The sequence below is a fragment of the Comamonas resistens genome (genome assembly GCF_030064165.1).
In the GTDB taxonomy this organism is placed as follows: domain Bacteria; phylum Pseudomonadota; class Gammaproteobacteria; order Burkholderiales; family Burkholderiaceae_C; genus Comamonas; species Comamonas resistens.
On record NZ_CP125947.1, the window covers coordinates 3,988,640 to 4,014,419 of the forward strand.

The 25,780-nt window shown below is 62.7% G+C and carries 22 protein-coding genes and 2 tRNA genes; 10 read left to right on the forward strand and 14 right to left on the reverse strand.

Annotated features, from left to right (window positions below; all coding sequences use genetic code 11):
* The first annotated feature begins 26 nt into the window (after positions 1 to 26).
* Together QMY55_RS18500 and QMY55_RS18505 are read left to right on the forward strand one after the other, a co-directional pair.
* On the forward strand, positions 27 to 815 hold the full coding sequence (locus QMY55_RS18500) for a taurine ABC transporter ATP-binding protein (protein WP_283485609.1): 789 nt from the start codon (positions 27 to 29) through the stop codon (positions 813 to 815).
* Positions 808 to 1,689, forward strand: a complete 882-nt coding sequence (locus QMY55_RS18505) for an ABC transporter permease subunit (protein WP_283485610.1) — start codon at positions 808 to 810, stop codon at positions 1,687 to 1,689. The genes QMY55_RS18500 and QMY55_RS18505 overlap by 8 nt, the downstream gene beginning before the upstream one ends.
* A gap of 112 nt (positions 1,690 to 1,801) precedes the next feature.
* Here the strand turns inward: QMY55_RS18505 and QMY55_RS18510 are convergent, their stop codons facing one another.
* From QMY55_RS18510 to QMY55_RS18520, 3 genes are read right to left on the reverse strand one after another with little or no spacing between them, the layout of a single operon-like run.
* Entirely contained in the window at positions 1,802 to 3,511 is a 1,710-nt protein-coding gene (locus QMY55_RS18510; protein WP_283485611.1) for a cobaltochelatase CobT-related protein, read from the reverse strand.
* The gene (locus tag QMY55_RS18515; protein WP_283485612.1) at positions 3,508 to 4,482 is read right to left on the reverse strand and encodes an AAA family ATPase; all 975 of its coding nucleotides are present in this window, start codon (positions 4,480 to 4,482) and stop codon (positions 3,508 to 3,510) included. The genes QMY55_RS18510 and QMY55_RS18515 overlap by 4 nt, the downstream gene beginning before the upstream one ends.
* Complete coding sequence (locus QMY55_RS18520; protein ID WP_283485613.1) at positions 4,475 to 5,299, reverse strand: IclR family transcriptional regulator; 825 nt, start codon at positions 5,297 to 5,299, stop codon at positions 4,475 to 4,477. The genes QMY55_RS18515 and QMY55_RS18520 overlap by 8 nt, the downstream gene beginning before the upstream one ends.
* Positions 5,300 to 5,435: 136 nt before the next feature.
* On the opposite strand from QMY55_RS18520, the gene xsc reads away from it, so the two are divergent.
* Complete coding sequence (xsc, locus tag QMY55_RS18525) at positions 5,436 to 7,247, forward strand: sulfoacetaldehyde acetyltransferase (RefSeq protein ID WP_283485614.1); 1,812 nt, start codon at positions 5,436 to 5,438, stop codon at positions 7,245 to 7,247.
* 66 nt (positions 7,248 to 7,313) lie between these two features.
* A complete protein-coding gene (locus tag QMY55_RS18530) occupies positions 7,314 to 8,279 on the forward strand; it encodes a bifunctional enoyl-CoA hydratase/phosphate acetyltransferase (RefSeq protein ID WP_283485615.1) in 966 nt (321 codons plus the stop codon).
* 124 nt (positions 8,280 to 8,403) lie between these two features.
* Here QMY55_RS18530 and QMY55_RS18535 read toward each other — a convergent pair.
* The 5 genes from QMY55_RS18535 to QMY55_RS18555 form a co-directional block, all read right to left on the reverse strand.
* Positions 8,404 to 8,480: transfer RNA gene (locus tag QMY55_RS18535), tRNA-Arg, on the reverse strand.
* Positions 8,481 to 8,482: 2 nt separating this feature from the next.
* A tRNA-Ser gene (locus QMY55_RS18540) sits at positions 8,483 to 8,572 on the reverse strand.
* 31 nt (positions 8,573 to 8,603) lie between these two features.
* Positions 8,604 to 9,920 (reverse strand): serine--tRNA ligase, encoded by a 1,317-nt coding sequence (gene serS, locus QMY55_RS18545; RefSeq protein WP_283485616.1) that lies wholly within the window; start codon positions 9,918 to 9,920, stop codon positions 8,604 to 8,606.
* A 182-nt stretch (positions 9,921 to 10,102) separates the two neighbouring features.
* Positions 10,103 to 11,092: a 4-hydroxy-3-methylbut-2-enyl diphosphate reductase gene (gene ispH / locus QMY55_RS18550; protein WP_283485617.1), complete on the reverse strand. Its 990-nt coding sequence runs from the start codon at positions 11,090 to 11,092 to the stop codon at positions 10,103 to 10,105.
* Position 11,093: 1 nt separating this feature from the next.
* Entirely contained in the window at positions 11,094 to 11,576 is a 483-nt protein-coding gene (locus tag QMY55_RS18555) for an FKBP-type peptidyl-prolyl cis-trans isomerase (RefSeq protein WP_283485618.1), read from the reverse strand.
* A gap of 103 nt (positions 11,577 to 11,679) precedes the next feature.
* On the opposite strand from QMY55_RS18555, the gene radC reads away from it, so the two are divergent.
* The 3 genes from radC (at position 11,680) to QMY55_RS18570 (ending at position 14,070) form a co-directional block, all read left to right on the forward strand.
* Entirely contained in the window at positions 11,680 to 12,360 is a 681-nt protein-coding gene (gene radC / locus QMY55_RS18560; RefSeq protein ID WP_283485619.1) for a RadC family protein, read from the forward strand.
* Positions 12,357 to 13,013, forward strand: coding sequence for a Smr/MutS family protein (locus QMY55_RS18565; RefSeq protein WP_283485620.1), 657 nt, complete (start codon positions 12,357 to 12,359; stop codon positions 13,011 to 13,013). The genes radC and QMY55_RS18565 overlap by 4 nt, the downstream gene beginning before the upstream one ends.
* Before the next feature lie 136 nt (positions 13,014 to 13,149).
* Positions 13,150 to 14,070: a spherulation-specific family 4 protein gene (locus QMY55_RS18570; protein WP_283485621.1), complete on the forward strand. Its 921-nt coding sequence runs from the start codon at positions 13,150 to 13,152 to the stop codon at positions 14,068 to 14,070.
* A 26-nt stretch (positions 14,071 to 14,096) separates the two neighbouring features.
* On the opposite strand, the gene QMY55_RS18575 is transcribed toward QMY55_RS18570, so the two are convergent.
* The 5 genes from QMY55_RS18575 to QMY55_RS18595 form a co-directional block, all read right to left on the reverse strand.
* Positions 14,097 to 15,125, reverse strand: coding sequence for a M48 family metalloprotease (locus QMY55_RS18575; protein WP_283485622.1), 1,029 nt, complete (start codon positions 15,123 to 15,125; stop codon positions 14,097 to 14,099).
* A gap of 4 nt (positions 15,126 to 15,129) precedes the next feature.
* The gene (locus tag QMY55_RS18580) at positions 15,130 to 15,717 is read right to left on the reverse strand and encodes a LemA family protein (protein WP_283485623.1); all 588 of its coding nucleotides are present in this window, start codon (positions 15,715 to 15,717) and stop codon (positions 15,130 to 15,132) included.
* A 94-nt stretch (positions 15,718 to 15,811) separates the two neighbouring features.
* Positions 15,812 to 17,902, reverse strand: a complete 2,091-nt coding sequence (locus QMY55_RS18585; protein WP_283485624.1) for a bifunctional 2',3'-cyclic-nucleotide 2'-phosphodiesterase/3'-nucleotidase — start codon at positions 17,900 to 17,902, stop codon at positions 15,812 to 15,814.
* Between the two features lie 94 nt (positions 17,903 to 17,996).
* Positions 17,997 to 18,401: a group II truncated hemoglobin gene (locus QMY55_RS18590; protein WP_283485625.1), complete on the reverse strand. Its 405-nt coding sequence runs from the start codon at positions 18,399 to 18,401 to the stop codon at positions 17,997 to 17,999.
* Positions 18,391 to 19,875 carry an MFS transporter gene (locus tag QMY55_RS18595; RefSeq protein WP_407650710.1) on the reverse strand — a complete coding sequence of 495 codons (1,485 nt, stop codon included), beginning with the start codon at positions 19,873 to 19,875 and terminating at the stop codon, positions 18,391 to 18,393. Before QMY55_RS18595 ends, QMY55_RS18590 begins: the two co-directional genes overlap by 11 nt.
* A gap of 216 nt (positions 19,876 to 20,091) precedes the next feature.
* Between QMY55_RS18595 and QMY55_RS18600 the strand changes: the two genes are divergently transcribed.
* Positions 20,092 to 20,967 carry a LysR family transcriptional regulator gene (locus QMY55_RS18600; protein WP_283485627.1) on the forward strand — a complete coding sequence of 292 codons (876 nt, stop codon included), beginning with the start codon at positions 20,092 to 20,094 and terminating at the stop codon, positions 20,965 to 20,967.
* 271 nt (positions 20,968 to 21,238) lie between these two features.
* Here the strand turns inward: QMY55_RS18600 and QMY55_RS18605 are convergent, their stop codons facing one another.
* Complete coding sequence (locus tag QMY55_RS18605) at positions 21,239 to 23,776, reverse strand: ABC transporter permease (protein ID WP_283485628.1); 2,538 nt, start codon at positions 23,774 to 23,776, stop codon at positions 21,239 to 21,241.
* 108 nt (positions 23,777 to 23,884) lie between these two features.
* On the opposite strand from QMY55_RS18605, the gene QMY55_RS18610 reads away from it, so the two are divergent.
* Both QMY55_RS18610 and add read left to right on the forward strand, forming a co-directional pair.
* Positions 23,885 to 24,640: a sulfite exporter TauE/SafE family protein gene (locus QMY55_RS18610; RefSeq protein WP_283489012.1), complete on the forward strand. Its 756-nt coding sequence runs from the start codon at positions 23,885 to 23,887 to the stop codon at positions 24,638 to 24,640.
* A 50-nt stretch (positions 24,641 to 24,690) separates the two neighbouring features.
* Complete coding sequence (gene add / locus QMY55_RS18615; RefSeq protein WP_283489013.1) at positions 24,691 to 25,761, forward strand: adenosine deaminase; 1,071 nt, start codon at positions 24,691 to 24,693, stop codon at positions 25,759 to 25,761.
* The last annotated feature ends 19 nt before the right edge of the window (positions 25,762 to 25,780 follow it).

Consider the following 25,780-nt stretch of genomic DNA (forward strand, 5'->3'; position numbering starts at 1 on the left):
CTTCACCTCTCTTGAAAGGCAAGCTCATGCCTACTCTGGATATACGGAATCTGACGGTCAACTACGAAGTCAAGGGCGGGCATCTTCAGGCCCTGGCCCCTGTCAACCTGACCATGAATGATGGCGACTTCGTGGTGGCGCTTGGAGCTTCGGGCTGCGGCAAAACCACTTTACTCAACTGCATGGCCGGCTTTCTTCCTCCGTCCAGTGGAGAGCTGCTGCTGAACGGCAAGCCCATACAAGGACCCGGCGCCCATCAGGGCGTGGTGTTTCAAAAGCATGCCTTGATGCCCTGGCTCAATGTCGTCGACAACGTGGCGCTCGGTCTGCGCATGCGAGGCGTGGACTTCAAAGAGCGCACCCGGATCGCCGAAGAAAAGCTCGGCCTCGTCGGCCTGCAGAACTATGCCAAGCGTGCTGTCTACGAGCTCTCCGGCGGCATGCAACAACGGGTGGGAATCGCCCGTGCCCTGGCCAACGACCCGGCTCTTTTGCTGATGGATGAGCCCATGGGTGCACTCGATGCCTTCACGCGGGAGCAAGTCCAGGAGATTCTCCTGCGCGTCTGGAAGGCCACCAACAAGATGGTGTTCTTCATCACCCACTCCGTCGAGGAAGCCCTGTTCCTCGCAAGTCGCCTCATCGTCATGAGCCCAAGCCCCGGCCGAATTTCCCATGTCTACGACGACATGCCGTTCAGCCACGAGTTCCTGCGTACCGGTGATGCCCGCGCCGTCAAGTCGCGCCCCGACTTCATCAGGATGCGCGAAGAAGTTCTGAGCCTGATCCATCACAGGGAGCCTGCAAATGTCTGAAGCCGTCCAAATGAACCCCTTGTCCGCCGCAACCTCGCACTCTCCGACCAAGACACCGGCAGCACAGCCCTCTGAAGCGGTCAAAACCAGCCGCTTCAAGACACCTGGAGAAGGCTCCAGCGTCGGCATCAGCATCGTCACGGTGATCGTCCTGCTTGCGCTGTGGTTTGCCGCCACCAATCTTGGCTGGGTCAAGCCTTTGTTCCTGCCCAGCCCTCAGGCGGTGTTCCAGCAGTTCTATGAATACCTGACCGGACAGGCCAACGACAAGCCGCTATGGCAGCATTTTTCTGCCAGCCTGTTGCGGGTGACCGTCGCGTTCTGGCTTGCCTTTCTGGTTGCCGTGCCTCTGGGCATCGCGATGGGTATGTCGCGCGTTGCACGTGGCATCTTTGACCCTCCTATCGAGTTCTATCGCCCGCTTCCGCCACTTGCCTATCTGCCGCTGATCATCATCTGGTTCGGCATCGATGAAACGCCGAAGATTCTGCTGATCTTTCTGAGCTGCTTCGCGCCTCTGGCTCTGGCGGCACGCTCTGGCATGCGCAGCGCGGCACAGGAGCAGATCAACGCTGCTTACTCCATGGGTGCCAGTTACTTTCAGGTCATTCGCCATGTCATCTTGCCGGCGGCCCTGCCCGACATTCTGGTGGGCATGCGAATCGCCATCGGCTTTGGCTGGACCACTTTGGTGGCCGCCGAAATGGTGGCTGCGAACGTCGGCCTGGGGCAGATGGTTCTCAACGCATCGAACTTCCTGCGCACCGACATTGTGATCATGGGCATCATCGTGATCGGCGTGATTGCCTACATCTTCGACCTGTTCATGCGCTGGATCGAGAAATGCCTGGTTCCCTGGAAGGGCCGCATGTAACTCTGCAATCCGATGCCCACAAAAAGCCGTTCAAAGATATGAACGGCTTTTTCATGAACGCCAGAGCTTTTGCCCCACCTCACTCGCTGAAAGACATATCAGACCTGCCTCTTTATGGTCTGCACAGCAGCTCGGCCACTGACTGCAGCAAGGCCTCGTCAATCCCCGGCTCCAGCTCGACCGCCAGCTGGCGACGATAGAAAACGCCAAGATCAAGACCCACGCCCAGGGCACAGATCTTGACGTCGCCACTTCGCTCATGCGCCGCAAGGACTTGCCGCAAATGCTGATCGAGATAATGCTCGTCATTGGCTTGATGCGTGGCCGTATCCATGGGGCAGCCATCCGAGATCACCATCAGGATGCGCCGCTTCGCAGGGCGCTCCGAAAGGCGCTGGCAAGCCCATTCCACGGCCTCGCCGTCTATCCCTTCCCGGAAGATATCGGGCTTGCGCAATGCTGCAATGCCATGGCGGGATTGCTGCCAGCGTCTTGCACCATCCTTGAAGACAATGTGCAGGCGTTCGTTCAGGCGTCCGGGCAGATCCGGCTGACCCGCACGCTGCCACTGACGACGCGCCCTCCCGCCATTCCATGACTGCGTGGAGAACCCCAGGATTTCCACCGTCACGCCAGCCATCTCCAGAGAACGGCCCAGCACATCCAGAAGCAAGGACAGCGGCTTGGCATAAGCCTTCATGGAGCCGGAGCAATCGAGCAGCAAGGTCACCGCCGTCTCGGTGACGGGCCGGTGTGCCTCATGCTTGAAGATCGCCGTCTGTTGCGGGTCGCTCACCAGCAGGGACAGGCGACTGGCGTCCAGGTAGCCCTCTTCCTGTGCCCAGTTCCAGCCATCGCGCACCAGGGTTGCCAGCCTGCTCTGCAAATACCGAGCAAGACGTCCCACCTGAAGCAAGCCGGCGCGCGCCAGTTCCTCGTCCATCTCGGCGCGAAACTGCGCGAGCTGAGCTTGCCTTACCAACTCTGCGGCCTTGGCCTCGCGGTCGAACTCGCGCGTAAAGACACGATAACTTTGTGCGCTGCTGGCCCATGCACGGCTGTCGCCGGTCTGGGCCACCGGCATGTCATCCATGCTTTGAGATTCAAAGTGCAGCGGCAGCGCAAAGTTATAGCGCCGCTTGCGAGCAGTCGCGCCGCGCGGCACCTCCTGCTGCGCTGCGCGCACGGCTTGGCCCACCCAGCGGCTTACGGCCAGTGCGCTCTCGCAGAACAATTGCTGCTGCTCGCGGGTGCGACGCAACATCACCCAGTGCGATCCCAGCTCCGAAGCCATGGACAATCGGGTGTGCTCCGCCTGGTCCGCCATATGCCCCGGAATTTCATGCCCGGTCAGCCGACTCCAGGCCGTGATCGCGACGGTGAACAGCAGGACTCCCAGACTGCTCTCCGTCAGTCCCGAATCCATGAAGGCCTGGCTCCAGTGCAGAAAGCGCTGGCGCATATTTTCACGCGCCCCTGGCCACGCCTCGGGCACCAGGCTCTCGGCACGCAGCTGCTCCAGCAGCTCGAACACCATGCGCTCCACCGGATCTGCCGGAAGATGCTTGCGATGCCAGCCCTCATCACTGAGCTGAAGACGCAAGCCCACGCTATCGAGCAGGCCGCGCTGATCGAGCACAGCGACTGGCACCTCAAGGTGATGGGGCGCCGGCAACGCCTGAGGCTGCGTGCCGCAGTAGAGAGTTTGAGAGCTCCACTGCAACGAGGCATCGCCGGTGAAAGCCCTCAGCATCGCACCGCCCCAGAACTCCATCTGGGACAGACTCGGAGTGATGCCTCCCGCGCTCATCTCTGCATTCATGCCAGCGCCAACTCTTGCTCTGCAGCCAGCTCCTGGCCAAAGCAACGCTGGAAATATTCGCTCACGATGACGCGTTCCGCAGGCTCGCATTTATTGAGAAAAGACAGCTCGAAGGCCAGCGCAGGGTCGTTGAAGATTTGCGCGTTCTCTGCCCAGGTGATCACCGTTCTTGGTGACATCAGCAGCGAAAGATCGCCTACCGAAAAGCCTCGGCGCGTCAGACCTGCCAGCGCGACCATGGCTTCGACCTGCTTGCGCCCGGCCGGGGTATCCAGCTCAGGCACACGCGCAATGACGATGGCCACCTCTTCGGCCGGAGCCAGATAACTGAGACTGGTCACCAGATTCCAGCGGTCGAGCTGGGCATGGTTCAGGTGCTGCGTGCCGTGATAGAGGCCGTTGAGGTTGCCCTGGCCCAGCGTATTCATGGTGGCAAACAGCCGAAAGTGCGCATGCGGCTGAATGACTCGCTTCTGGTCAAGCATGGTGAAGCTGCCTTCACGCTCCAGCACGCGCTGGATCACGAACATGACATCGGGTCGGCCCGCATCGTATTCATCAAAAACCAGGGCTACCGGGCGCTGCAATGCCCAGGGAAGAATCCCCTCCTGGAACTGCGTCACCTGCTTGCCGTCCTTGAGCGCGATGGCGTCCTTGCCCACTAGGTCCATCCGGCCGACATGACCGTCAAGATTCACTCGCACACAGGGCCAGTTCAGGCGCGCCGCCACCTGCTCTATATGGGTGGACTTGCCTGTGCCGTGCAGCCCCTGGATGACGACACGCCGGTTATGCGCAAAGCCAGCCAGAACGGCCAGCGTCACCCGCGGGTTCAGGCGATATGCCGTGTCGATAGCCGGGACATGTTCGGTGCGTTCCGCAAAGGCGGGCACGACCATCCCGGAATCAATCCCGAAGACATCACGCACGTTCACAAGTTTGGAGGGCTGCAGCTGGCTCAGGTCAGTCATCGTCGGTTTCCGGTGGAATGTCGTCATTGATACGGGCAATAGCGGCTGCCGCTGCCTGCAGCTTGGGGAGAAAGGACAAAGCCTTTTCTTTGGAAAAACGCATGATGGGCGCCTGCACTGCAAGCCCCATATTGGAGCTGCCACTGGGTGCAGGAACCAGCACACCCAGACACAGCAGCCCGGGCAGGAACTCCTCGTTATCAAAGGCATAGCCCTGCGCCTTGACCTGCTCGAGCTCCTGATCCACGGCCTCAAAGCTCGTCAGCGTGTTGGCCGTGAATGTCTCCAGCGGGACCGAGGACAGCAACCTGCGGCGCTGTGAGGCGGACATCTGGCTCAGGAACAGCTTGCCCGTCGCCGAGCAGTGGGCCGGCACGCGAGAGCCCGGATGCAGATAGAAGCGCAGTGGCGCCGGCGTCTCCACCCGATCCAGGTACAGGACTTCGCTGCCTGAAAACGCCGTGATGTTGCAGCTCTCTCCCAATTCATGGACCAGCTGTGTCAGCACCGCATGACGCGCTCCATGCGTCGTGTTGTTGAGCAACACGTTCTCAGCCAGGCGCATCAGACGCTGGCCTGTGCTGTAGTGCCGCCCATTGCCATCTCTTTGCAGGATTCCAGCGCTTTCCAGCTGCGTAAGCATCCGGTGCATGGTGGGCTTGGGCAGCCCCAACTCATCGACCAGGCTCTGCAGAGTGAACGGCACGCTCTTCTGGGCAACGGTCTCCAGCAACGCAAACAGTCGCAGATTTGGCGTGTCTCCATCCAGGCGGGCAGTGCTTGTGTTTTCGCTGTGTTTCATATCTTGCTCGATCATATTAAGTTCCATTTTTTTAGTCAATTTATTCCAAAAAAAAGAAATTTGTTTGACACAAGGCCACAAAAATGCCTAGACTTGCATCGCAATTTCTTTTTTCGAAACCATAAGTTCCATTTTCAACAAAGGAGACAAAATGGCTGCAACAGATAATCGTAAGGTCGTTGAAGGCATTCAGAAGATGACGCCCTCGGAAGCATTCGTGGAGACCTGCGTTGCCAATGGCGTCAGCGAGATGTTTGGCATCATGGGGTCCGCCTTCATGGATGCGATGGATATCTTTGCCCCGGCAGGCATCCGCCTGATTCCTGTCGTCCACGAACAAGGTGCAGCCCATATGGCCGACGGCTATGCCCGCGTTTCGGGTCGCCACGGTGTGGTGATCGGCCAGAACGGACCCGGCATCAGCAACTGTGTGACCGGCATTGCTGCCGCCTTCTGGGCGCATAGCCCCGTGGTGATCGTCACACCCGAGACCGGCACCATGGGCATGGGCCTGGGTGGCTTCCAGGAAGCCAACCAGCTGCCCATGTTCCAGGAGTTCACCAAGTACCAGGGCCATGTCTGCAACCCCAAGCGCATGGCCGAGTTCACGGGTCGCGTTTTTGACCGCGCCATGTCCGAGATGGGCCCGACCCAGCTCAACATCCCCCGCGATTACTTCTACGGCGAAATCGAGTGCGAAATCCCCAAGCCCATGCGCGTGGACCGCGGCCATGGCGGCGAAGCCAGCCTGCAGGCCGCCGTGGACCTGCTCAAGACCGCCAAGTTCCCGGTCATCCTGGCTGGCGGCGGCGTGGTCATGGGTGATGCCGTGGAGGAAGCCAGGCAACTGGCCGAGCGCCTGGGTGCGCCGGTCGCCACCGGCTATCTGCGCAACGATGCCTTCCCCGCCAAGCACCCGCTGTGGGCCGGCCCTCTGGGCTACCAGGGCTCCAAGGCAGCCATGAAGCTGATTGCCCAGGCCGACGTGGTCATTGCTCTAGGTTCGCGCATGGGCCCCTTCGGCACCCTGCCCCAGCATGGCATGGACTATTGGCCCAAGACTGCCAAGATCATCCAGGTCGAAGCCGATCACACCAACCTGGGCCTGGTCAAGAAGATCTCTGTCGGCATCAACGGCGACGCCAAGGCCGTGGCCGCCGAGCTGGTCAAGCGCCTGGCGGATGTGAAGCTGGACTGCGACGCCACCAAGGCAGCACGCGCCGACACCGTCGCCACCGAAAAAGCAGCCTGGGAAAAGGAGCTGGACGAGTGGACGCATGAACGCGACCCCTACAGCCTGGACATGATCGAAGAGGCCAAAGGCGAACGTACGCCGACCGGAGGCACCTATCTGCACCCCCGCCAGGTGCTGCGCGAGCTGGAAAAAGCCATGCCCCCCCGCGTCATGGTGTCCACCGACATCGGCAATATCAACTCGGTGGCCAACAGCTATCTGCGCTTTGACGAGCCACGCAGCTTCTTCGCTCCCATGAGCTTCGGCAACTGCGGCTACGCCCTGCCCACCATCATCGGCGCCAAGTGCGCAGCACCTGACCGCCCGGCCATTGCCTACGCAGGTGACGGTGCCTGGGGCATGAGCATGATGGAAATCATGACTGCCGTGCGCCACGACATTCCCGTCACCGCCGTGGTGTTCCACAACCGCCAGTGGGGCGCAGAAAAGAAGAACCAGGTGGACTTCTACAACCGCCGCTTTGTCGCCGGCGAGCTGGAGAGCGAAAGCTTCTCCGACATCGCCAAGGCCATGGGCGCCGAGGGCATCGTGGTGGACAACATCGAAGATGTCGGCCCCGCGCTGCAAAAAGCCATAGCCATGCAGATGAATGAGGGCAAGACCTGCGTGATCGAGATCATGTGCACCCGCGAACTCGGCGACCCCTTCCGCCGCGACGCCTTGGCCAAGCCCGTGCGCCTCCTGGAAAAGTACAAAGACTACGTCTGACCCTCCCTATCAACCCCACGGTTTCAAGACCCGTGGGGTTTTTTCGGACCCCCGACAGGAGCAACCATGGCACTCGCCACCCTTCCCGACGTCACCGTCCCCGAAGCCCTCACCCCACATCGACCTCATCTTGAACGCCTGTTGGCGCAAGCCCGCGCCAAAGGCCCCATCGGTGTTGCAGTCGCCTATCCCTGCGATGCCAGCGCCTTGCAGGCTGCGGTACAGGCCGCAGAGGCCGGGTTGATCAAACCTTTGCTGGTCGGGCCGCGTGAACGCATCGAAGCCGCTGCCCAGTCTGCCGGGCTCGACCTCTTGGGCACCCAGATCCACCACACTGCCGACGATGCGCGCCAGGCCGCATCCCAGGCGGCCGCTCTGTGCAGAGACGGCCAGGCCATGGCTTTGATGAAAGGCAGCCTGCACAGCGACGACCTGCTTGCGGCCGCCGTCGCTCGCGAAGCGGGGCTGCGTACCGACCGCCGCGCAAGCCATGTCTTTGTCATGGACGTTCCGGCCTATGACCGTCCCTTGCTGATGACCGATTGCGTCGTCAATATCTTTCCGGCTCTGCTCGACAAACGCGACATCGCCCAGAATGCGATCAATCTCGCCCATTCGATCGGGATTGCCCGGCCTCGCGTCGCGATTCTCTCGGCGGTAGAGACCGTCAACCCCGCCATTCCCGGCACGGTCGATGCAGCAGCCCTGTGCAAGATGGCAGACCGCGGCCAGATCACCGGCGGCATTCTGGATGGCCCGCTTGCTTATGACAACGCCATCTCTCTGTCATCGGCCACCAACAAGGGCATAGTCTCCGATGTCGCGGGCAGTCCCGATGTGCTGCTGGTCCCCAGCCTCGAGGCTGGCAACATGATCTACAAGCAACTGGTCTATATGGCCAACGCCGAATGCGCAGGCCTGGTTCTGGGCATGCGCGTGCCCATCGTGCTGACCAGCCGCTCAGACTCCGTGGCCAGCCGCATCGCTTCCTGCGCCCTGGCCGTGCTGGCCAGTGCAGGGATGCCGGCATAGAGCAAGACCTGGTCAAGGCCCGACCGGACACTGCTGTGTCCGGGCCTTTCTGTCAAACGCCTATCTCGGGCAGACGCCAGAAACGAAAAAGCCTCAGAGTATTTCTACTCTGAGGCTTAACGTTTGGTGCGGCTGGCAGGAATCGAACCCACGACCCCTTGGTTCGTAGCCAAGTACTCTATCCAGCTGAGCTACAGCCGCATTGGCGGAGAGGGTGGGATTCGAACCCACGGTACGTTTGCACGTACGCCTGATTTCGAGTCAGGTACATTCGACCACTCTGCCACCTCTCCTGTGTCGAAGCATCTATTGTAGCCTAAAAAATCAGGCCTTCAGCAAAGTTTTGCCACCCATGTACGAAACCAGCGCTTCGGGCACGGTGATCGAGCCGTCGGCGTTCTGATAGTTCTCCAGCACGGCGACCAGCGTACGACCCACGGCCAGGCCGGAACCGTTGAGCGTGTGCACCAGTTCGTTCTTGCCCTGGGCATTCTTGAAGCGGGCCTGCATGCGACGCGCCTGGAAGGCTTCGCAGTTGGAGACCGAGCTGATTTCGCGGTAGGTGCCCTGTGCCGGCACCCAGACTTCGAGGTCATAGGTCTTGGCGGAGCCAAAGCCCATGTCGCCCGTGCACAGGCTCATCACGCGGTAGGGCAGACCCAGCTTCTGCAGCACGGCTTCGGCGTGACCGGTCATCTCTTCCAGCGCTTCATAGCTCTTTTCGGGATGCACGATCTGCACCATCTCGACCTTGTCGAACTGGTGCTGACGGATCAGACCGCGCGTGTCGCGACCGCCGGAGCCAGCTTCGGAACGGAAGCAGGGGCTGTGTGCGGTCAGCTTGATGGGCAGGCGGTCTTCGGCCAGCACTTCGTCGCGCACCAGATTCGTCAGCGGCACCTCGGCCGTGGGAATCAGGTACAGAGCCGCGGTGTCGGGCAGGGGTTCGGCATCCTGGCCGCCCTTCTGGGCCGCAAACAGATCGCCTTCGAACTTGGGCAGCTGGCCCGTGCCCTTGAGCGAATCGCTGTTGACGATGTAAGGCACATAGCATTCTGTGTAGCCATGCTGCTCGGTCTGCAGGTCCAGCATGAACTGGGCCAGCGCACGGTGCAGGCGCGCGATCTGGCCCTGCATCACGGTGAAGCGTGCACCGGAGAGCTTGACGCCGGCTTCGAAGTCCAGGCCGATGGGCGCGCCCAGATCGACGTGATCCTTGATCTCGAAGTCGAAATTCCTCGGCGTGCCGAAGCGGCGCACTTCCACATTGCCTTCTTCGTCGCCGCCCACGGGCACGGACTCATGAGGCAGATTGGGCACGGCCACCAGCATGGCCTGCAGCTCGGTCTGGATCTGGTCCAGGCGCGTGGCCGATTGTTCCAGCTCGGTCTTCATGGCGGCCACTTCGGCCTTGGCGGCTTCGGCGGCGTCCTTTTCGCCCTTGCCCATCAACATGCCGATCTGCTTGGACAGCTGGTTGCGCTTGGACTGCAGCTCCTCCGTGCGCGTCTGGATGGACTTGCGTTCGGATTCCAGCGCCTTGAAGGCTTCCACGTTCAGGAAGGCTTGGGGGTTCTTGCGGGTTTGCAGTCGGGCGACGACTGAATCCAGGTCTTTGCGGAGAAGTTGAATGTCGAGCATAGAGGGGGATTTTAGAGCGACTGGCCGCACCCGGCCGATACACGGGGGATGGCAGCAGTCAGCTATCAAAAGCAAAGCGCCTTGCGCAGGCTATTCATAGAATTTCAGCATAAAACTATCTGAAATTACCGAATACCATGCGCAAGGCGCTATGAAGTTTCAAGCAATCGGCTTGTCAGAACTCAATGTCCGGTCTCGGGCGCCTTGCGCACTGCGATCTCCAGGCCCGTGGCCGCATCGATCTTCAGACCCTTGGGCAGCGGGAACTTGATGGTTTCCTCGATGCCGTCCATCTTGCGCACGGCGACTGCGCCCAGTTGACGGATGCGTGCGATGACCTCGTCGACCAGCACTTCGGGCGCCGAGGCACCGGCCGTCAGCCCCACGCGGGCCGCATCGGCAAACCACTCCTGCTTGAGCTCGAGCGCGTTGTCCACCATATAGGCAGGCGTGCCCAGGCGATCGGCCAGCTCGCGCAGGCGATTGCTGTTGGAGCTAGTCGGGCTGCCGACGACGATGACCAGATCCACCTGGGGCGCGAGAATCTTCACGGCATCCTGGCGATTCTGCGTGGCATAGCAGATGTCCTGCTGCTTGGGCTCGCGCACCTGCGGAAAGCGGGCCTTGATGGCGGCCTTGATGCCTGCGGCGTCATCGACCGACAGCGTGGTCTGCGTCACCACGGCCAGCTTTTCGGTCTGGCGCGGCGCCACCTTGGCCACATCTCCCTCGTCCTCGACCAGGTGAATCCCTTCGGAGAGCTGACCCATGGTGCCTTCGACCTCGGGATGGCCCTTGTGGCCGATCATGAGGAACTCATAGCCTTCCTTGGCCAACTTGGCGACTTCCACATGCACCTTGGTGACCAGCGGGCAGGTCGCATCGAAGATGGCAAAGCCGCGGCGCTCGGCCTCCTGCTGCACGGCCTTGGAGACGCCATGGGCCGAGAAGATCAGCGTGGCGCCGGGTGGCACCTCGTCGAGCTCCTCGATGAAGATGGCGCCCTTGGCCTTGAGGTCGTTGACCACAAAGGTGTTGTGCACGATCTCGTGGCGCACATAGATGGGCGCGCCGAACTTGGCCAGCGCCCGCTCCACGATCTCGATGGCGCGATCCACCCCGGCGCAAAAGCCGCGCGGCTCGGCCAGCAGAACTTCCTTGGCGCCAACCACCTCAGAGCACTCCGATCAGCTTGACTTCAAACGTCACCGGCTGGCCGGCCAGCGGATGGTTGAAGTCGAACAGCACGGCACCGTCCTCGCGCACCTGCACCACGGCACCGGCATATTGGCCCAGGCCATCGGGCGTGGGGAACTGCACCACGTCGCCAGCGGTGTACTGCTCGTGCGGATCGCCCAGCTCGTTCATGAGCTTGCGCGCCACCCACTGCATCATGTCCGGGTTGCGCTCGCCAAAAGCCTCGCCCGCAGCCAGCTCGAACGTGGTGTGAGTTCCCTCGGCCAGGCCGATCAGCTTGTCTTCCATGGCCGGCGACAGCTCGCCGGCACCCAGCGACAGCGTCGCCGGCTTTTCATTGAAGGTATTGATCACATCGCCCGCAGGCCCCGCCAGGCGGTAATGCAGCGTGAGAAAAGAGCCGGCCTGCACGACGGGCAGGTCCGTGGCGACGGCGGTGGGGGTAGCGCTTGTGGTCATGAAAGTCCCGATAAACTGGCCTGCATTGTAGAAAATCCCCCATGCCCCCGCGCCCTGTGCTGCAGTTTGCAGCTGCAATACAGGGCCACTTGACTCAAACCTGATGCCGATCAAAGACCTGCCACTGGATGCCCAGCCGCGTGAAAAGCTCGCACAGCGGGGTGCGGCCGCGCTCTCGGATGCCGAACTGCTGGCCATCATCCTGCGCACCGGCATGGCCGGAAAAAGCGTTTTGCAGATGGCACAGGAGCTGCTGGAGCTGCCCGGCACCGGCGGCCTTGCAGGCCTGCTGGCGGCCAGCCATCAGGATCTGGCAGCCGTCAAAGGCCTGGGTCCCGCCAAACGTGCCGAGCTGATGGCGGTGCTGGAGCTGGCACGCCGCGCCACGGCCCAGCAGCTGCGTGAGCGGGAAGTCTTTTCCTCCCCCGAGGCCGTCAAACACTATCTGCAGCTGCATCTGGCAGCCAAGAGCCACGAGGTGTTTGCGGTGCTGTTTTTGGATAGCCAGAACCGCCTGCTGGCTCTGGAAGAAATGTTTCGCGGTACCTTGACGCAAACCTCCGTCTACCCCCGGGAAGTGGTGCTGCGCGCCCTTCACCACCATGCTGGTGCCATCATCCTGGCCCACAATCATCCCAGCGGCAGCGTACAGCCCAGCAGCGCCGACCGCTCCCTGACCACGACACTCAAGGCTGCGCTGGCATTGATAGATGTGCGCGTGCTGGACCACATCATCGTGGCCCCTGGCGCCGCCTGCTCGATGGCGGAGGAGGGTCTGCTATGAACCACGCCCACCGCTCACTGCAGGACCTGGCGGGCGTGTCGCGTCAGCTCAAGCTGGCCCGCGAGCAGGCTGAGGCGCTGGCCGCCGCCCAGGCCGAGGCCCGGGCAGCGCGCGAGCGTGAACGCAATCTGTTTGCGCTGAGCATAGGCAAGGTCTCGCCGCTGCGGGCTCGCAACGAGGTCAGTTTTCAGGACCCGCCGCCCTCCCCCCTGCCCTTGCAACTGGTCATGGACGAGCAGAATGTGCTGCGCGAGGCCATGAGCGACGAGTTCGATGTCAGCACCCTGCTGGATGTGGACGACCAGCTGAGCTTTCGCCGCCCCGGCATCGGTCTCGATGTCACGCACAAGCTGCGCGGCGGCCACTGGAGCATTCAGCGCCAGCTCGATCTGCACGGGCTGCGCTCGGACGAAGCCCGCGAGGCGCTGGGTCAGTTCATCCGCCTGTCGCACCGCACCGGTGTGCGCTGTGTGCGCATCGTCCACGGCAAGGGCCTTGGATCGCCGGGCCGCACGCCCGTACTCAAGGGCAAGGTGCAGCGCTGGCTGGTACAGAAAAAGGAAGTCCTGGCCTTTGTCCAGGCGCGCCCCGCAGAAGGCGGTGCCGGTGCGCTCGTGGTGTTGCTGCAGCCGGGCAAGCGCAGGCTGTTCTGAGCATCCTTTCCAGCCTTGCGGCTCGGGCTGCTGGGACATGGCGAAAAAACACTTGCACAAGAGAGTTGCATCCTGCTAACAGCGGTGCCTGCCACAATTACGGGTTTGCCTTTACCCGCCTCCGGAAGAAATCGTCATGCCCATCTTTTCGCCTACCCCATTGCGCCTTGTCGCCAGCCTCCTGACCCTGAGTGCGGCACTGGCAGGCTGCGGCGGCGGTGACGGTGGTAACGGCGGCGGCAGCAATGGCACGGATCCCACCACATCCCCCCCCTCGCAGGATGAAAGCAGCGCCGTCAAACATACGCCTATGCAAGTGCTCGTGCCTGCGTACTTCAATCCCATCCCTGGCTGGGACGACATCACCAAGGGGGCAAAGGCTTATCCGGATGTGAAGATCACGGCCATCCTGAATCCGGAAAACGGCAACTTCACCAAAGAAAACAGCCAGTTCACCGCTGCCATCAATGCCTTCAAGGCGCAAGGCGGCCGCGTGGTGGGCTATGTCATGACCGACTATGGCAACCGTTCAATGAGCGCAGTGAAAGCCAATGTCGACAATTACCTCAGGCTCTACCCTGGCGTCAGCGGCTTCTTCCTCGACGAAATGGCAGCAAAAAGCGGCCAGCTGGCGTTCTACCGCGAGGTCTATCAGTACATCAAAAGCAAGGACTCAGGCCTGCAGGTCATGGGCAACCCTGGGGCCTATCCCGACCCGGCCTATGCGGGTATCACCGACGCCCTGGTCACCTTCGAAGGCCTTGAGACGGATTACCGCCAGATCAATCCCCAGCCCCAGAACACCTGGGTCTATGACAAGCCCACAACCGCACAGGCCATGCTGGTGCATAACGCACCCACCTGCGCCATCATGCAAAGCGCGCTGAAAACTGCCGATCTGCCTCGCACCCACACCGGCCTGGCGTATGTGACATCGCTGGAATATGACCCCCGCTCCGGTGTCGGCAACCCTTGGGCCAGCCTGCCATCCTACTGGACGCAACTGCTGGGCACGGTGGATGCGCTGAACAAAGGTCAGGCCCTTCCCGCGTGCTAGGAATAGCCGGTGATCCAGGCCTGCGGTCACCGCGCCTGGGGCACGGTATTGAATGGCAAGGGTAGCGGCTTCATATCGCGACCGTAAATGCGGCGAATCCTCTCGGGCACCGTGGGATGGGATTCCAGCCAGTCTTCGAGGCGGCTGGCATGGGGAGTTTCGGCCAGCAGCATGTGCTGCACGATGCGCTTGTCCAGCCCCTGGTGGCTGCGCGTGTCCTGCTGCCAGCTGCCGTACTGCTGCTCGGCCAGCTCACGCTGCGTAAGCACCTTGCGCAGCACGCCGCCCAGACCGTCCTTGCTGCGTGTCCACTGCACGGCGCGCGCATCGGCCAGATATTCGCGCTGACGCGATACGGCGGCCTTGAGCAGCTGACCGCCCAGCCAGCCGACAAAGCCTGCGGCCTGGATAAAGAGGCCGAACCATTGCGTAAATAAACTGTCGCGCTCGCGCAGGCTCTGACCGAAGTTGTGGATCAGCTCCAGCCCATAGACCATGCCGGCCAGCTGCATGTTCAGCCGCGTGTCACCCTCGCGCAGATGCGATAGCTCATGCGCGACCAGGCCCTGCATTTCCTCACGGCTGAGCTGCTCCAGTGCGCCCTGGGTCACGGCAATGACAGCATCTTCCGCATCCCAGCCCGCCGCAAAGGCATTGATGGCCTCGGTTCGCGCCAGCACCGCGACCTGGGGCGCAGGCCAGTGCGCCGCAATGCACATTTCATGGACGATATTGCACAGTTGCTGCTCGGCCAGCGAGCTGCCGGGTCTGGCCTCGCGCGCTCCCACGCGCTGTGCCAGTTTGCGCCCGCCGTGGCGCAGCTGGTCCAGCTCTATCCAGCAGCCGCCCAGCACCAGCAGCAAGGTCACGCCGATATTCACCGTCGCAAAGCCCGTGGGATAGTCCCAGCCGCCGAATGCCAGAGTGCCCAGCCACCAGGCCAGCATCAGACCCAGATGCACCGATGCCACCACGGCCAGCACGCACAGGCCGAACACCAGCAGCAACCAACGCGTGCTGCGCCTAGCTTCGCGCTGTCGCTCCCAGAAACGCATGCGCTCAGAACCGGACCTGAGGGACGGCGCGCTCCTGCTCGCTCTGGGTCGAGGCCAGCATGTCCAGATGCACAAAACCCACCAGCCGCGCCACGATCAGATCCGGGAACTGTCCGGCCTGGTTGTTGAATTCCAGCACCTCGTCGTTATAGGACTGACGCGCAAAACCGATGCGGTTCTCGGTGCTGGTGATTTCTTCGCCGAGCTGCTGCATGCGGGCATCGGCCTTGAGCGTGGGATAGGCCTCGGCCAGTGCCATGAGACGGCCCATCTGGCCGCCCAGCACCTGCTCCGCCGCCATGAGAGCTCCCATGGCCTGCGCCTTGCCCGGCGACTGCCGGGCCTTGTCGGCCGCGCTCACGGCCTCGCCGCGTGCGCGAATCACGGCCTCCAGCGTCTGGGCCTCGTGCTGCATATAGCCGCGGGCGACCTCGACCAGATTGGGGATCAGGTCATGACGGCGCTTGAGCTGCACATCGATCTGCGCAAATGCGTTCTCCACCTGGTTCTTGTGCGTGCGCAGGCGGTTGTAGAGGGCAATTGCCCAGATCACGATCACCACCACCACTGCCAGCGCGATATATGCCGTCATACCCTCTCCCTGAAAAATTTCTCGCATCATAGCCAGTCACAAAAAAGCCGCCGCAGCCTTTGCGGCCACGGCGGCGATCATTGAGGTTCTGACCTTATTTGGACAGATCGAGCTGATACTTGCTCATGCCCTTGCCCAAGCCGTCATCGGCCGAAAGCACCGACACGCCCGTCAGGCCTGCCGCCTGGGCCACGCTCAAGGCATTGGTGCCGGAGCTGAACACCACCGGGCCGGCCGTCGTCACCTTGGCAAAACGCCAGCTCTTGGCCGCACCATTGGCTGCACGCGTGATCTGCGGATTCTTGCGTACATACTCGATCACCACATCACGGTTCGCATCGGGGGATGCCCAGATGGTGGACGAACCGTTGAGCTTGGGGATGAAGCTGGCACCGCTGGTGGCACGGTAGTTGTTGGTCGCGATGATGAACTCTTGCGCCGTATCCATGGGCTTGCCCAGATAACTGAGGTTCTTGATGCGGCTGCCCAGCGGCTGGGTCACGTCGATCTCGTACTGCACATCGGCGGTGGTGAACATATCGAAGTTGTAGCCCGGGAAGCTGCTGATCAAGGGCTGCTCGGCCGTCTTGCTCACGTCGATCTGGTTGAAGCGCTTGGCTGCAGCTTCCAGCCAGTCCTTGACATCGGCACCGTTCACCTTCACCGCATACACGGTGTTAGGGTACAGATAAAGGTCGGCCGCGTTGTAGATGGCCAGCGGGCCAGTTGCCACATCGGTGAAGTCATTGCCGCCCTGGAAGCCCGACTTGAACGGCGCACTGACCGATAGCACGGGCAGATTGGCGTACTGGGGCAGACTGGACTTGATGTAGTTGGCCACATAAGCCTGCTGCGCCTGGTTCACGATCTGGATCGCACCGGGATCGCCCACATCGGCAAACAGCGTGCTCATGCGAAAGTCCGTGCTGCCGATCGGCGTCTTCACATACTGGATGGCGGCCTGGTGCTGGCTTTCGATCAACGGTGCCACTGCGGGGTCCGCATCGACGAACACATTGGCCCCTGCGGCATCCTTGTTCTGGATATTGCGCAGCTCACTCTTGCTGCCGGTCTTGGCCACGCTCCACTTCTTGCCGTCCCATTGCAGCGGCAGTTGGATCACGCCCAAGGCCTTGCCCCAGGAGCTGGCCATGACCGCAGGCACGCCGTTGATGGTGCCTGCCTGGTTGTCCACGCCGCTCTGGCTGTAGGCGGGCTTGGCCGACAGATCGGGGAACACGCTGTGCTGGTGACCCATGACCATGGCATCGATACCCGCCACCTTGGACAGATACAGGCCGGGGTTCTCCATGGTGGCCGAATAGGCCGAGCCGTCCAGACCGCCATGCAGCAGCGCCACCACCACATCGGCACCCTTGGCGCGCAACTCTGGCACGTATTTGCCGGCAGCCTCCACCGCGCCCTCGGTATAGACCTTGCCTTCAAGATAGCGCTTGTCCCAGTTCATGATGCCCGGCGTGGTGAAGCCGATCACGCCGATCTTGATGGGCAGCCTGACTTCCTTGCCATCGCTGCCCTTGGCCACCATGGTGCGCTCCAGCACTGCATAGGGCTGAACCAGCGGCTTCTTGGTCTTGCTGCTGTAGACATTGGCCAGTACGGCCGGATAGCCGTTGCCCGCGCATTTCTGGCTGGCATCGACGCCATCCACATCCAGGCCTCCGCCCAGCACCTGGTTGAGAAAGGGCAGGCCGTAGTTGAATTCATGATTGCCCAGCGTGCCCGCGTCGAAGCTCAACGCGCCCATGGCCTTATACATGGACAGCTGCTGTGTGCAGGGTATGGGCTTTACCTCGGCCTCGTAGTCGGCCAGGGCCGTGCCCTGGATGGTGTCGCCGTTGTCCACCAACAGCGTGTTGGCGAATTCCTTGCGGGCCGCACGGATCAGCGTGGCCGTGCGCTCGAAACCATAGGTCTTGTCTTCGGCCAGCTTGAAATAGTCATAGCTGCGCACATTGAAGTGCAGGTCCGTGGTCTCCAGAACGGCCAGCGTGGCCGTGGCGGGCAGGGAAGCGACAGGCGTTGTGCTGCTGTCATCGCTGCCGCCGCAGGCGGCCAGCAATGCTGCACAACCCACGGCCGTCAGCACATGGCGGCGTTGCTGCAATGCCCAAAAGAAACCGCCCAAGCGCAGCTTTGCGCCGGGCAAATCGAAATCCTGCATGGTTGACCCTGCTTGTTGAAAAACAGGCAGTGTCTACAGGGCTTTTTACAGCGTCATGAAGGAAATTTGACGCTTTGAAACTGGGCTCAGGAGCTCAGGCGCCGCGATTGCGCATCCAGTCCGCCGTGTTCATGAAGCTGGCCTTGAGGCGCGTGCGCAAGGCCTCGGGTACTTCGGTCTCGCCCATGGCCTGATCCATGCAAGCCACCCACTGGTCGCGCTCCTGGATTCCGATGGAAAACGGCATATGGCGCATGCGCAGACGCGGATGACCGAAACGATCCTGGTAATAGTCGGGGCCGCCCAGCCAGCCGCAGAGAAACCAGAACAGCTTCTGGCGCGCATCGGCCAGCGTGCTGCCATGGGCGGCACGTAGCTCCTTGTAGCCGGGCTCCAGATCCATGAGGTCATAGAAACGGGCAACCAGTTGCTGGACTTTGTCTTCGCCACCTATCCATTCGTAGGGGGTGTCAAACGGGGGCTTTTCTTCAATCTGCATGTGTAGCGGCTTTGCGAGTCAGTCCCGATTGTCGGACATGCGGCATGTCCGTACCCGAGCGCAGGAATGCGAAAACGCCAACGGCCGTCAGCACCGTCACGCCGGCCAGCACATCGAGCAAGCTGGAAAAGGCCAGGCCGTAGGCCCTGAGCAGCTCTGCGGCTGATGCGCCTTGCATCAGAGCCAATGCGCCCTGCATATTGCCGGTGACCAGCATCTGGGCCACGGCCGAGCCATGCTGCATGGACGGCCAGATGGCCGTCAGCTCCCGCGCCAGCAGCGCTGCCAGCACCGCCCCGACCACGGCCAGGGCAATGCCTTCGCCTGCCACACGTACGGTGCTGAAGATGCCCGTGGCCATGCCGGCACGCTCGCGCGGCACCACTGTCACGGCCAGCCCGTCCATCAGCCCCCAGGGCAGTCCTATGCCCAGACCGATCAGCAGCAGCGGTGCGGACATCTGCGCCAGGTCCGAGCCGGGCGCGCAGCGGCCCAGCCACAGCAAGCCCGTGGCACAGACCAGCAACCCCGCCCCACAGAGCAAGGCAGCCGACAGCCAGCGCGAGAGCCAGCCCGCCAGCAGCGGCACGAACAGCATGGGCAGCGACAGCACGAACATGCGCTGGCCGGCCGCGAGCGGCGCCAGGCCTTCCACGCCGATGAAGCGCAGCGGCAGCAGCACCAGCAGCACCACGAAGGCGTAGGCCGGTGCTGCGGCCAGCAGCTGCACGCCGACAAAGCGCGGATAACGGAACAGCGACAGATCCAGCATGGGATGGGGGCTGCGTCGCTCGATCTGTACAAAGGCCGCCGCCGCCAGCAGGGCTGCCGCCAGGGTCAGCCATGTGCTGCCATGCAACCAGCCCGTTTCCGGGACTTGCAGCATGCCCCAGGTCAACAGAGCCAGCGCCAGCGTGAATGACAGCGCACCCGGCAGGTCCAGCCGCTGCGCCTGCGGATTGCGGGATTCAGGCATATGGCGCAGGCCAAGCAGCAGAGCGACGAATGCCGCGGCGGCTGCGCTGAGCACCACGCTGCGCCAGCCCCAGCTTTGCAGCAACCAGCCCGACAGCAAGGGCCCGAAGGCCAGCCCAACACCAAAGGAGGCACCTACGAAACTGAAGGCCCGGGTACGCCTGGCACCATCGTAGGCCTGGGCCAGGCCTGCTGTGCCTGCCGCCAGTGCAGCAGCCGCGCCCAGCCCCTGCAGTGCCCGCAGCAGATCGAAGCCGATGATGGCCCCTTTGCCCTGCAGGCAGACCTGCAGCAGCACGCTGCCAACCACTACGGCCAGCCCCGCCAGAAATACACGCCGCCGCCCGTAGATGTCGGCCAGTGCTCCTGCCGCCATCAGCGTGGCACCGAAACTCAGCATGAAGGCATTGGTGACCCAATTCAGCGCCAGAGGGCTGCCGCCCAGCGCCTCGCGCAGCGCCGGCAGCGCCACGGCCGGCCCGGTAAAGCTCAGTGGCATGGCCAGCGCGGCCAGGCATACCGACAGCAGCACCCAGGCAGGCGATGCGCGGCTGGCGCAAACAGGAAGATCCGTGTGCGGGCGGGATGGGGAAGTGGAGCAAGACATGGAGGGCTGGTGTCGTGAATCAATCAGACATGAACGATAAAAGCGCTCCAATGAAACGAAAATAGCTGAAGCACTCCCCACAATCCCAACCAAAGGTTGCCAATCACCATGGACAGCTTCAGCGGACTCGAGTCCTTTGTACGTGCCGCCGATCTGCTGAGCTTTGCCGAGGCCGGTCGCGCACTCGGCATCTCGGCCTCGGCTGTTGGCAAGAACGTGGCGCGCCTGGAGCAGCAGCTAGGCCTGCGCCTGTTCCATCGCACCACACGCCAGGTTCGCCTGACGCAGGAAGGCGCGCTGTTCCACGAGCGCTGCCGGCGCATCCTCGACGAACTGCACGATGCACGCGCTGCCATGCAGGCCGCCGCCCAAGCGCCGCGCGGCCGGCTGCGCGTGAGCCTGCCCACCATCGGCTACCGTTTTCTGCTGCCCGTGCTGCCCGAATTCCAGGCTCGCTATCCCGAAGTGGAGCTGGATCTTGACTTCAACGACCATCTGGTCGATGTCGTAGAGGCCGGCCTCGATGTGGTCATCCGCAGCGGCGAGCTGGCCGACTCGCGGCTGGTGGCACGCCGACTAGGGCCGTTTCGCTTCATTCTCGCGGCCTCGCCGGCCTATCTGACCGAGCGCGGCCTGCCGCTCACACCGGCCGACCTTGCCGGACACAGCAGCCTGCGCTATCGCTTTCTGAACAGCGGCAAGCTCGAGGAATGGACGCTGCCCGGGCTGCCGGCCATGCCCATCGCCCTGGTCTGCAACAATATGGAAGCCATGCTGGGCGCGGCCGTCTCAGGCCTGGGCCTGGCCTATATGCCCGACTTCCTGGCCCGCGACGCACTGGCACGTGGCGAGCTCCAGCAGGTCCTGGCTCAGCAGCTCACGCATAGCGGGCAGTTCTCGGCACTCTGGCCTTCCAGCCGCCAGCTCTCGCCCAAGGTCCGGGCTTTTGTGGATTTTGCGAGCGAGCGGCTGTTCAAGGGCTAGCCTTAGAACGTGCTTACGATCTCTACGCAGTCGCGTTGGAGCGCAATCGGGATGAGTTCGAAGCGGTGGCTCGCCGCTTGCACCGGGGTGCAAGCAAGAGACAGCGCACAGAAATCGCCCGATTTCGCTCCAACCCTTCGGGACAGTGTCTTTGCGGGCGATCTGCGGCGTTGCGAATCCTCGCAATAGCACGGCTATTGCTGCGGTATCGCGCCTTGCATCACATCCCGCAAAGCCTCTGTCGCGGCGCGAGGAGATCGTAAGCACGTTCTTATTCCGCCGCCTGGCGCAGCGTGATCATCACCGGGCGGCTGACCACCTCGCGCAAGGCCCACCAGCCGGCCAGCCAAGCCAGCAATGCGCCCGCCAGCGCGCCCACCAGCGGTACCCACCAGAGCACATTCCAATCGAAATCGAACACCCAGCGCGCCAGCGCCCAGCCCACGGCCAGGGCCACGCAGCTGGCCAGAAAGCCGGCCATCAGGCCCACTCCGGCCAGCTCGGCACTCTGCACCTGCTGTAGCAGGCCGGACCTGGCACCCACGGCGCGCATGATGGCGTATTCGCGCGCTCTTTCCTCACGCGTGCCGGTGACGGAAGCAAACAGCACGACCAGACCCGCCACCAGCGTGAAGCCGAACAGGAACTCCACGGCGCGTATGACCTGGTCCATCACCTGCTGCACCTGGGCCAGCGTGCTGCTCAGGTCCACATTGGTGATGTTGGGAAATTCATTGACCAGCGCATTGTCAAAGCCCTTGACGTCGGGCGCGCGATAGGCCGCCAGATAGGTCACGGCCACGTCATCCAGGTGCCGGACCGGGTAGATCACAAAGAAGTTGGCCCGCATGGAACTCCAGTCCACCTTGCGCAGGCTGGTAATGCGGGCCTCGCTTTCCTGCCCACCCACATCGAAGCGCAAGGTATCACCAAGCTTCAAGCCAAGCGTCTTGGCAATGCCTTCCTCCATGCTGATGGCGCCCTGCTCGCCCACCGTCCAGCGGCCGCCCACGATCTGATTGTGATCGGGCATGGCTTCGGCCGTGGAGATATTGAACTCCCTGTCCACCAGACGCTTGGCCCTATCCTCGGCATAGTCGTCGGGACTCACATCCTTGCCGTTGACGGCAATCAGCCGCCCGCGAATCATGGGATACCAGTCATAACTGTGCACGCCCGCTTTCTGCAGCGCCGTCTGAAATTCCTGTGCCTGATCGGGCTGGATATTGATGACAAAGCGATCGGGAGCATCGGCCGGCGTGGCCTTGCGCCAGCTGGCAATCAGATCGGTGCGCAGCAGCACCAGCAACACCAGAGCCAACAAACCTACAGCCAGACTGCTGACCTGCACCACCGCATAGACGGGCTTGGCCGAGACCTGGCGCGTGGCCATGACCAGCCAGCGCGGCGCCGTGGCCTCATTGACCAGGCGGCGCAGCAGCTTCACGGCCAGCCAGGCCAGGCCTGCAAACAGCAGCACGGCAGCTGCGAAACCGCCGACGGCAATCAGGCCCAGCTTGATATCGCGGCTGGCCGCCATCAACAGCGCGGCAAAGCCCGCCACCCCCACGCCCAATACCAGCCAGGATGCGGGTTTGAGCGCCCCCAGATCGCGCCGCATCACACGCAGCGGCGGCACCTGCGCCAGTTGCAGCACCGGCGGCAGACCAAAGGCCAGCAGCAAGGTCATGCCCATGCCTACACCCAGAGCCGCAGGCCATATGCCTGCAGCCGGCAAGGCCGCCTCCAGCAGGCCGGCCAGCAGCCAGACAAACACATGGTGCACGGCCCAGCCCAGCAGCACGCCGGCCAGACTGGAAGCCAGCCCTATGCAGACGAACTCCACCACATAGCTCATGGCGATGCGGCGCTGGCTCTGTCCCAATACACGCAGCATGGCCGAGGCATCGAGATGATTGTTGGCGAAAGATCGCGCAGCCAGTGCCACGGCCACGGCCGAGAGCAGCGCGGACAGCAGCGCCACCAGACTGAGGAATTTCTCGGCCCTGTCCAGGGTCTGGCGCATTTCGGGGCGACCGCTTTCCAGCGACTCTATGTGCACACCATGCAAGCCCTTGGCCTGCTCCTGTGCCCAGTTCAGATAGCGCTGCGCAGCTTGTTCTCCGGCCCGACCGGCCTCGACCGCAGAGGCCACAGCCAGCCGATAGGTGACGCGGCTGGCCGGCTGCACCAGTTTCGTTGCAGCCAAATCTTCGCTGGCGATCATCACGCGCGGCGCAAAGCTCATGAAGCCTGCACCACGATCGGGCTCGATGGCAATGATGTGGGCGATTCTGAAGCTGGCGTCCCCCAGCAGCAACTGGTCGCCAAGCTTCAGGCCCAGAGCCTCCAGCAGCGGCGCATCGACCCAGACATGACCACTTTCCGGGATGGCACGCACCTCCAGATCGGGTTGGCCCGGCCCCTGGTTCAGATGCAGCACGCCACGCAGCGGGTAGCCGGGCTCCACACTCTTGAGCGCCACCAGACGGCTCGCGCCACCTTGCTCCTGGCTGGCCCGAGCCATGGTCGGGAAACTGGCCGACGCCACCGTCTGCAGATGCTGCTCATGGGCATGAGTGGTAAATATGGCCGGCGCAGGATTGTCGCTGACCACCACCACATCGCCGCCCAGCAGCTGTCTCGCATCACGCTGCAGGCCAGCCTGCAGGCGGTCGGCAAAAAAGCCCACCGAGCTCAGTGCCGCCACGGCCAGCAATACGGCCACAATGACCAGGCGCAGCTCTCCCGCGCGCAGGTCGCGCCAGAGATTGCGCAGTCCCAGAATCCAGACAGATGATGCTTGCATGGTCCGCACGATAGCGCAGCCGTCTGATCCGATGCGAAAACTGCACGGCAATTCCCTGCGTCCCCCCCACCCATAATCGGCCCATCAGATGGAGACAAGAACGTGGAAATGATGCTGGTGGTGGCCCTGGGGGCTGCGGTGGCTGGTTTTGTGCAGGGGCTGTCGGGCTTTGCATTTGGCATGGTGGCCATGTCGTTCTGGGCCTGGGTGCTGGAGCCACAGCTGGCCGCCGTACTCTCGGTATTTGGCTCGCTCACGGGGCAGATCATTGCGGCCTTCGCCGTGCGGCGCGAATTTCACTGGAAGCCGCTGCTGCCGTTCATCGCCGGCGGCCTGGTCGGCATTCCCATGGGTGTAGCTGTGATGCCGCATCTGAATATGGACTGGTTCAAATTCGGTCTGGGCCTGCTGCTGGTGCTCTGGTGCCCCACCATGCTGCTCAGCGCCCACCTGCCCCGGTTGACGCTGGACGGCGGCCTGCTGGCTCGCTGCACCGACGCGCTTGCGGGCCTGATTGGTGGCGCCATGGGCGGGCTCGGTGGTTTCAGCGGCACCGTGCCCACGCTCTGGTGCACGCTGCGCGGCCTTGAGCGCCATGTGCAGCGCACGGTGATCCAGAACTTCAACCTATCGGTGCTGACCGTCACCATGGCCAGCTATCTGGCTACCGGCATGATCCAGCCGGCCATGTGGCACTGGTTTGCCGTGGTACTGCCAGCCGTGCTGGTGCCGGTCATCTTCGGTACACGCGTCTACAAGGGCGTGAGCGATGCACGTTTTCGCCAGATTGTGCTGAGCCTGCTGCCCTGCTCGGGCCTTGCCATGCTGGCGGCATCCGTGCCACGGCTTTTCTTTGCGCAATGACGTAAAACTGCCTACGGCAAGGCTGATCGCATGCCACTACCATGGGCGCCATGAATGCCGCTCCGACAGCCCCCACACCTGAACTGACCGCCTTTGCCCATGCCATCCCCAAGATGGAGCTTCACTGCCACCTGCTGGGCACGGTGCGTAAAAATACTTTCATCGAGCTCGCACAACGCGCGAAGGCTCCGCTGACGCTGGAGGAAATCGAAGCCTTCTACACCCGTGGTGAAAAGCCCGTAGGCGTGCTGCGTGTGCTGCGTGCGCTAGACCAGTGGCTGCTGCAGACACCTGCCGACCTGGAGCGCATCACCTACGAGTACCTGCAGGACGCTGCCGCCCACAATGTGCGCTATGCCGAGTTCTTCTGGAACCCCACGGGCACGGTGCAATGCTCTGGCATGAGCTATGCCCAGGCCCAGCAAGGCATTCTGGCCGGCGTGGCGGCCGCGCAGAAAGACTGCGGCATACGTGGTCGCCTGCTGCCATCGATTGACCGCGAAGCCCCGCCCGAAGACGCCGTGCAGATGGTGCAGTGGATGCTGGAAAACCGCCACGACGATGTGCCAGGCATTGGCATCGACTACCGCGAAAACGAGCGCCCGCCCGAGTTGTTCATCGAGGCCTATGCGCTGGCGCGTCGCAACGGCCTCAAGACCACGGCCCATGCCAGCGAATTCGGTCTGCCCTGGAACAATCTGCAAACGGCCATCGAGACTCTCAAGGTCGACCGCGTGGACCATGGCTACACCGTCATCGACAACCCCGAGCTGGCCAAGCGCTGCGCCGATCTGGGCATCGTCTTCACCGTGGTGCCGACCAACTCCTACTATCTGCGCACGCTGGCCCCCGAGCGCTGGGCGCTGGACCACCCGATTCGCCAGATGCCTGCCATGGGCATTCGCGTCCACCCCAATACCGACGACCCCACGCTGCACCATGTGAACCCCACGGGAGCCTGGACCAAGATGGTCAGCGACTTTGGTTTTTCGACGGCCGACCTCAAGGACTTCATGCTCAACGGCATCGATGCGGCCTGGATAGACGAGGGCGAAAAGCGCGCGCTGCGCACGCAATGGAGCCTGGAGTTCGATGCGCTGCGCCATCAGATCAAAAGCTAAAACCGACTCAAACGCTTGA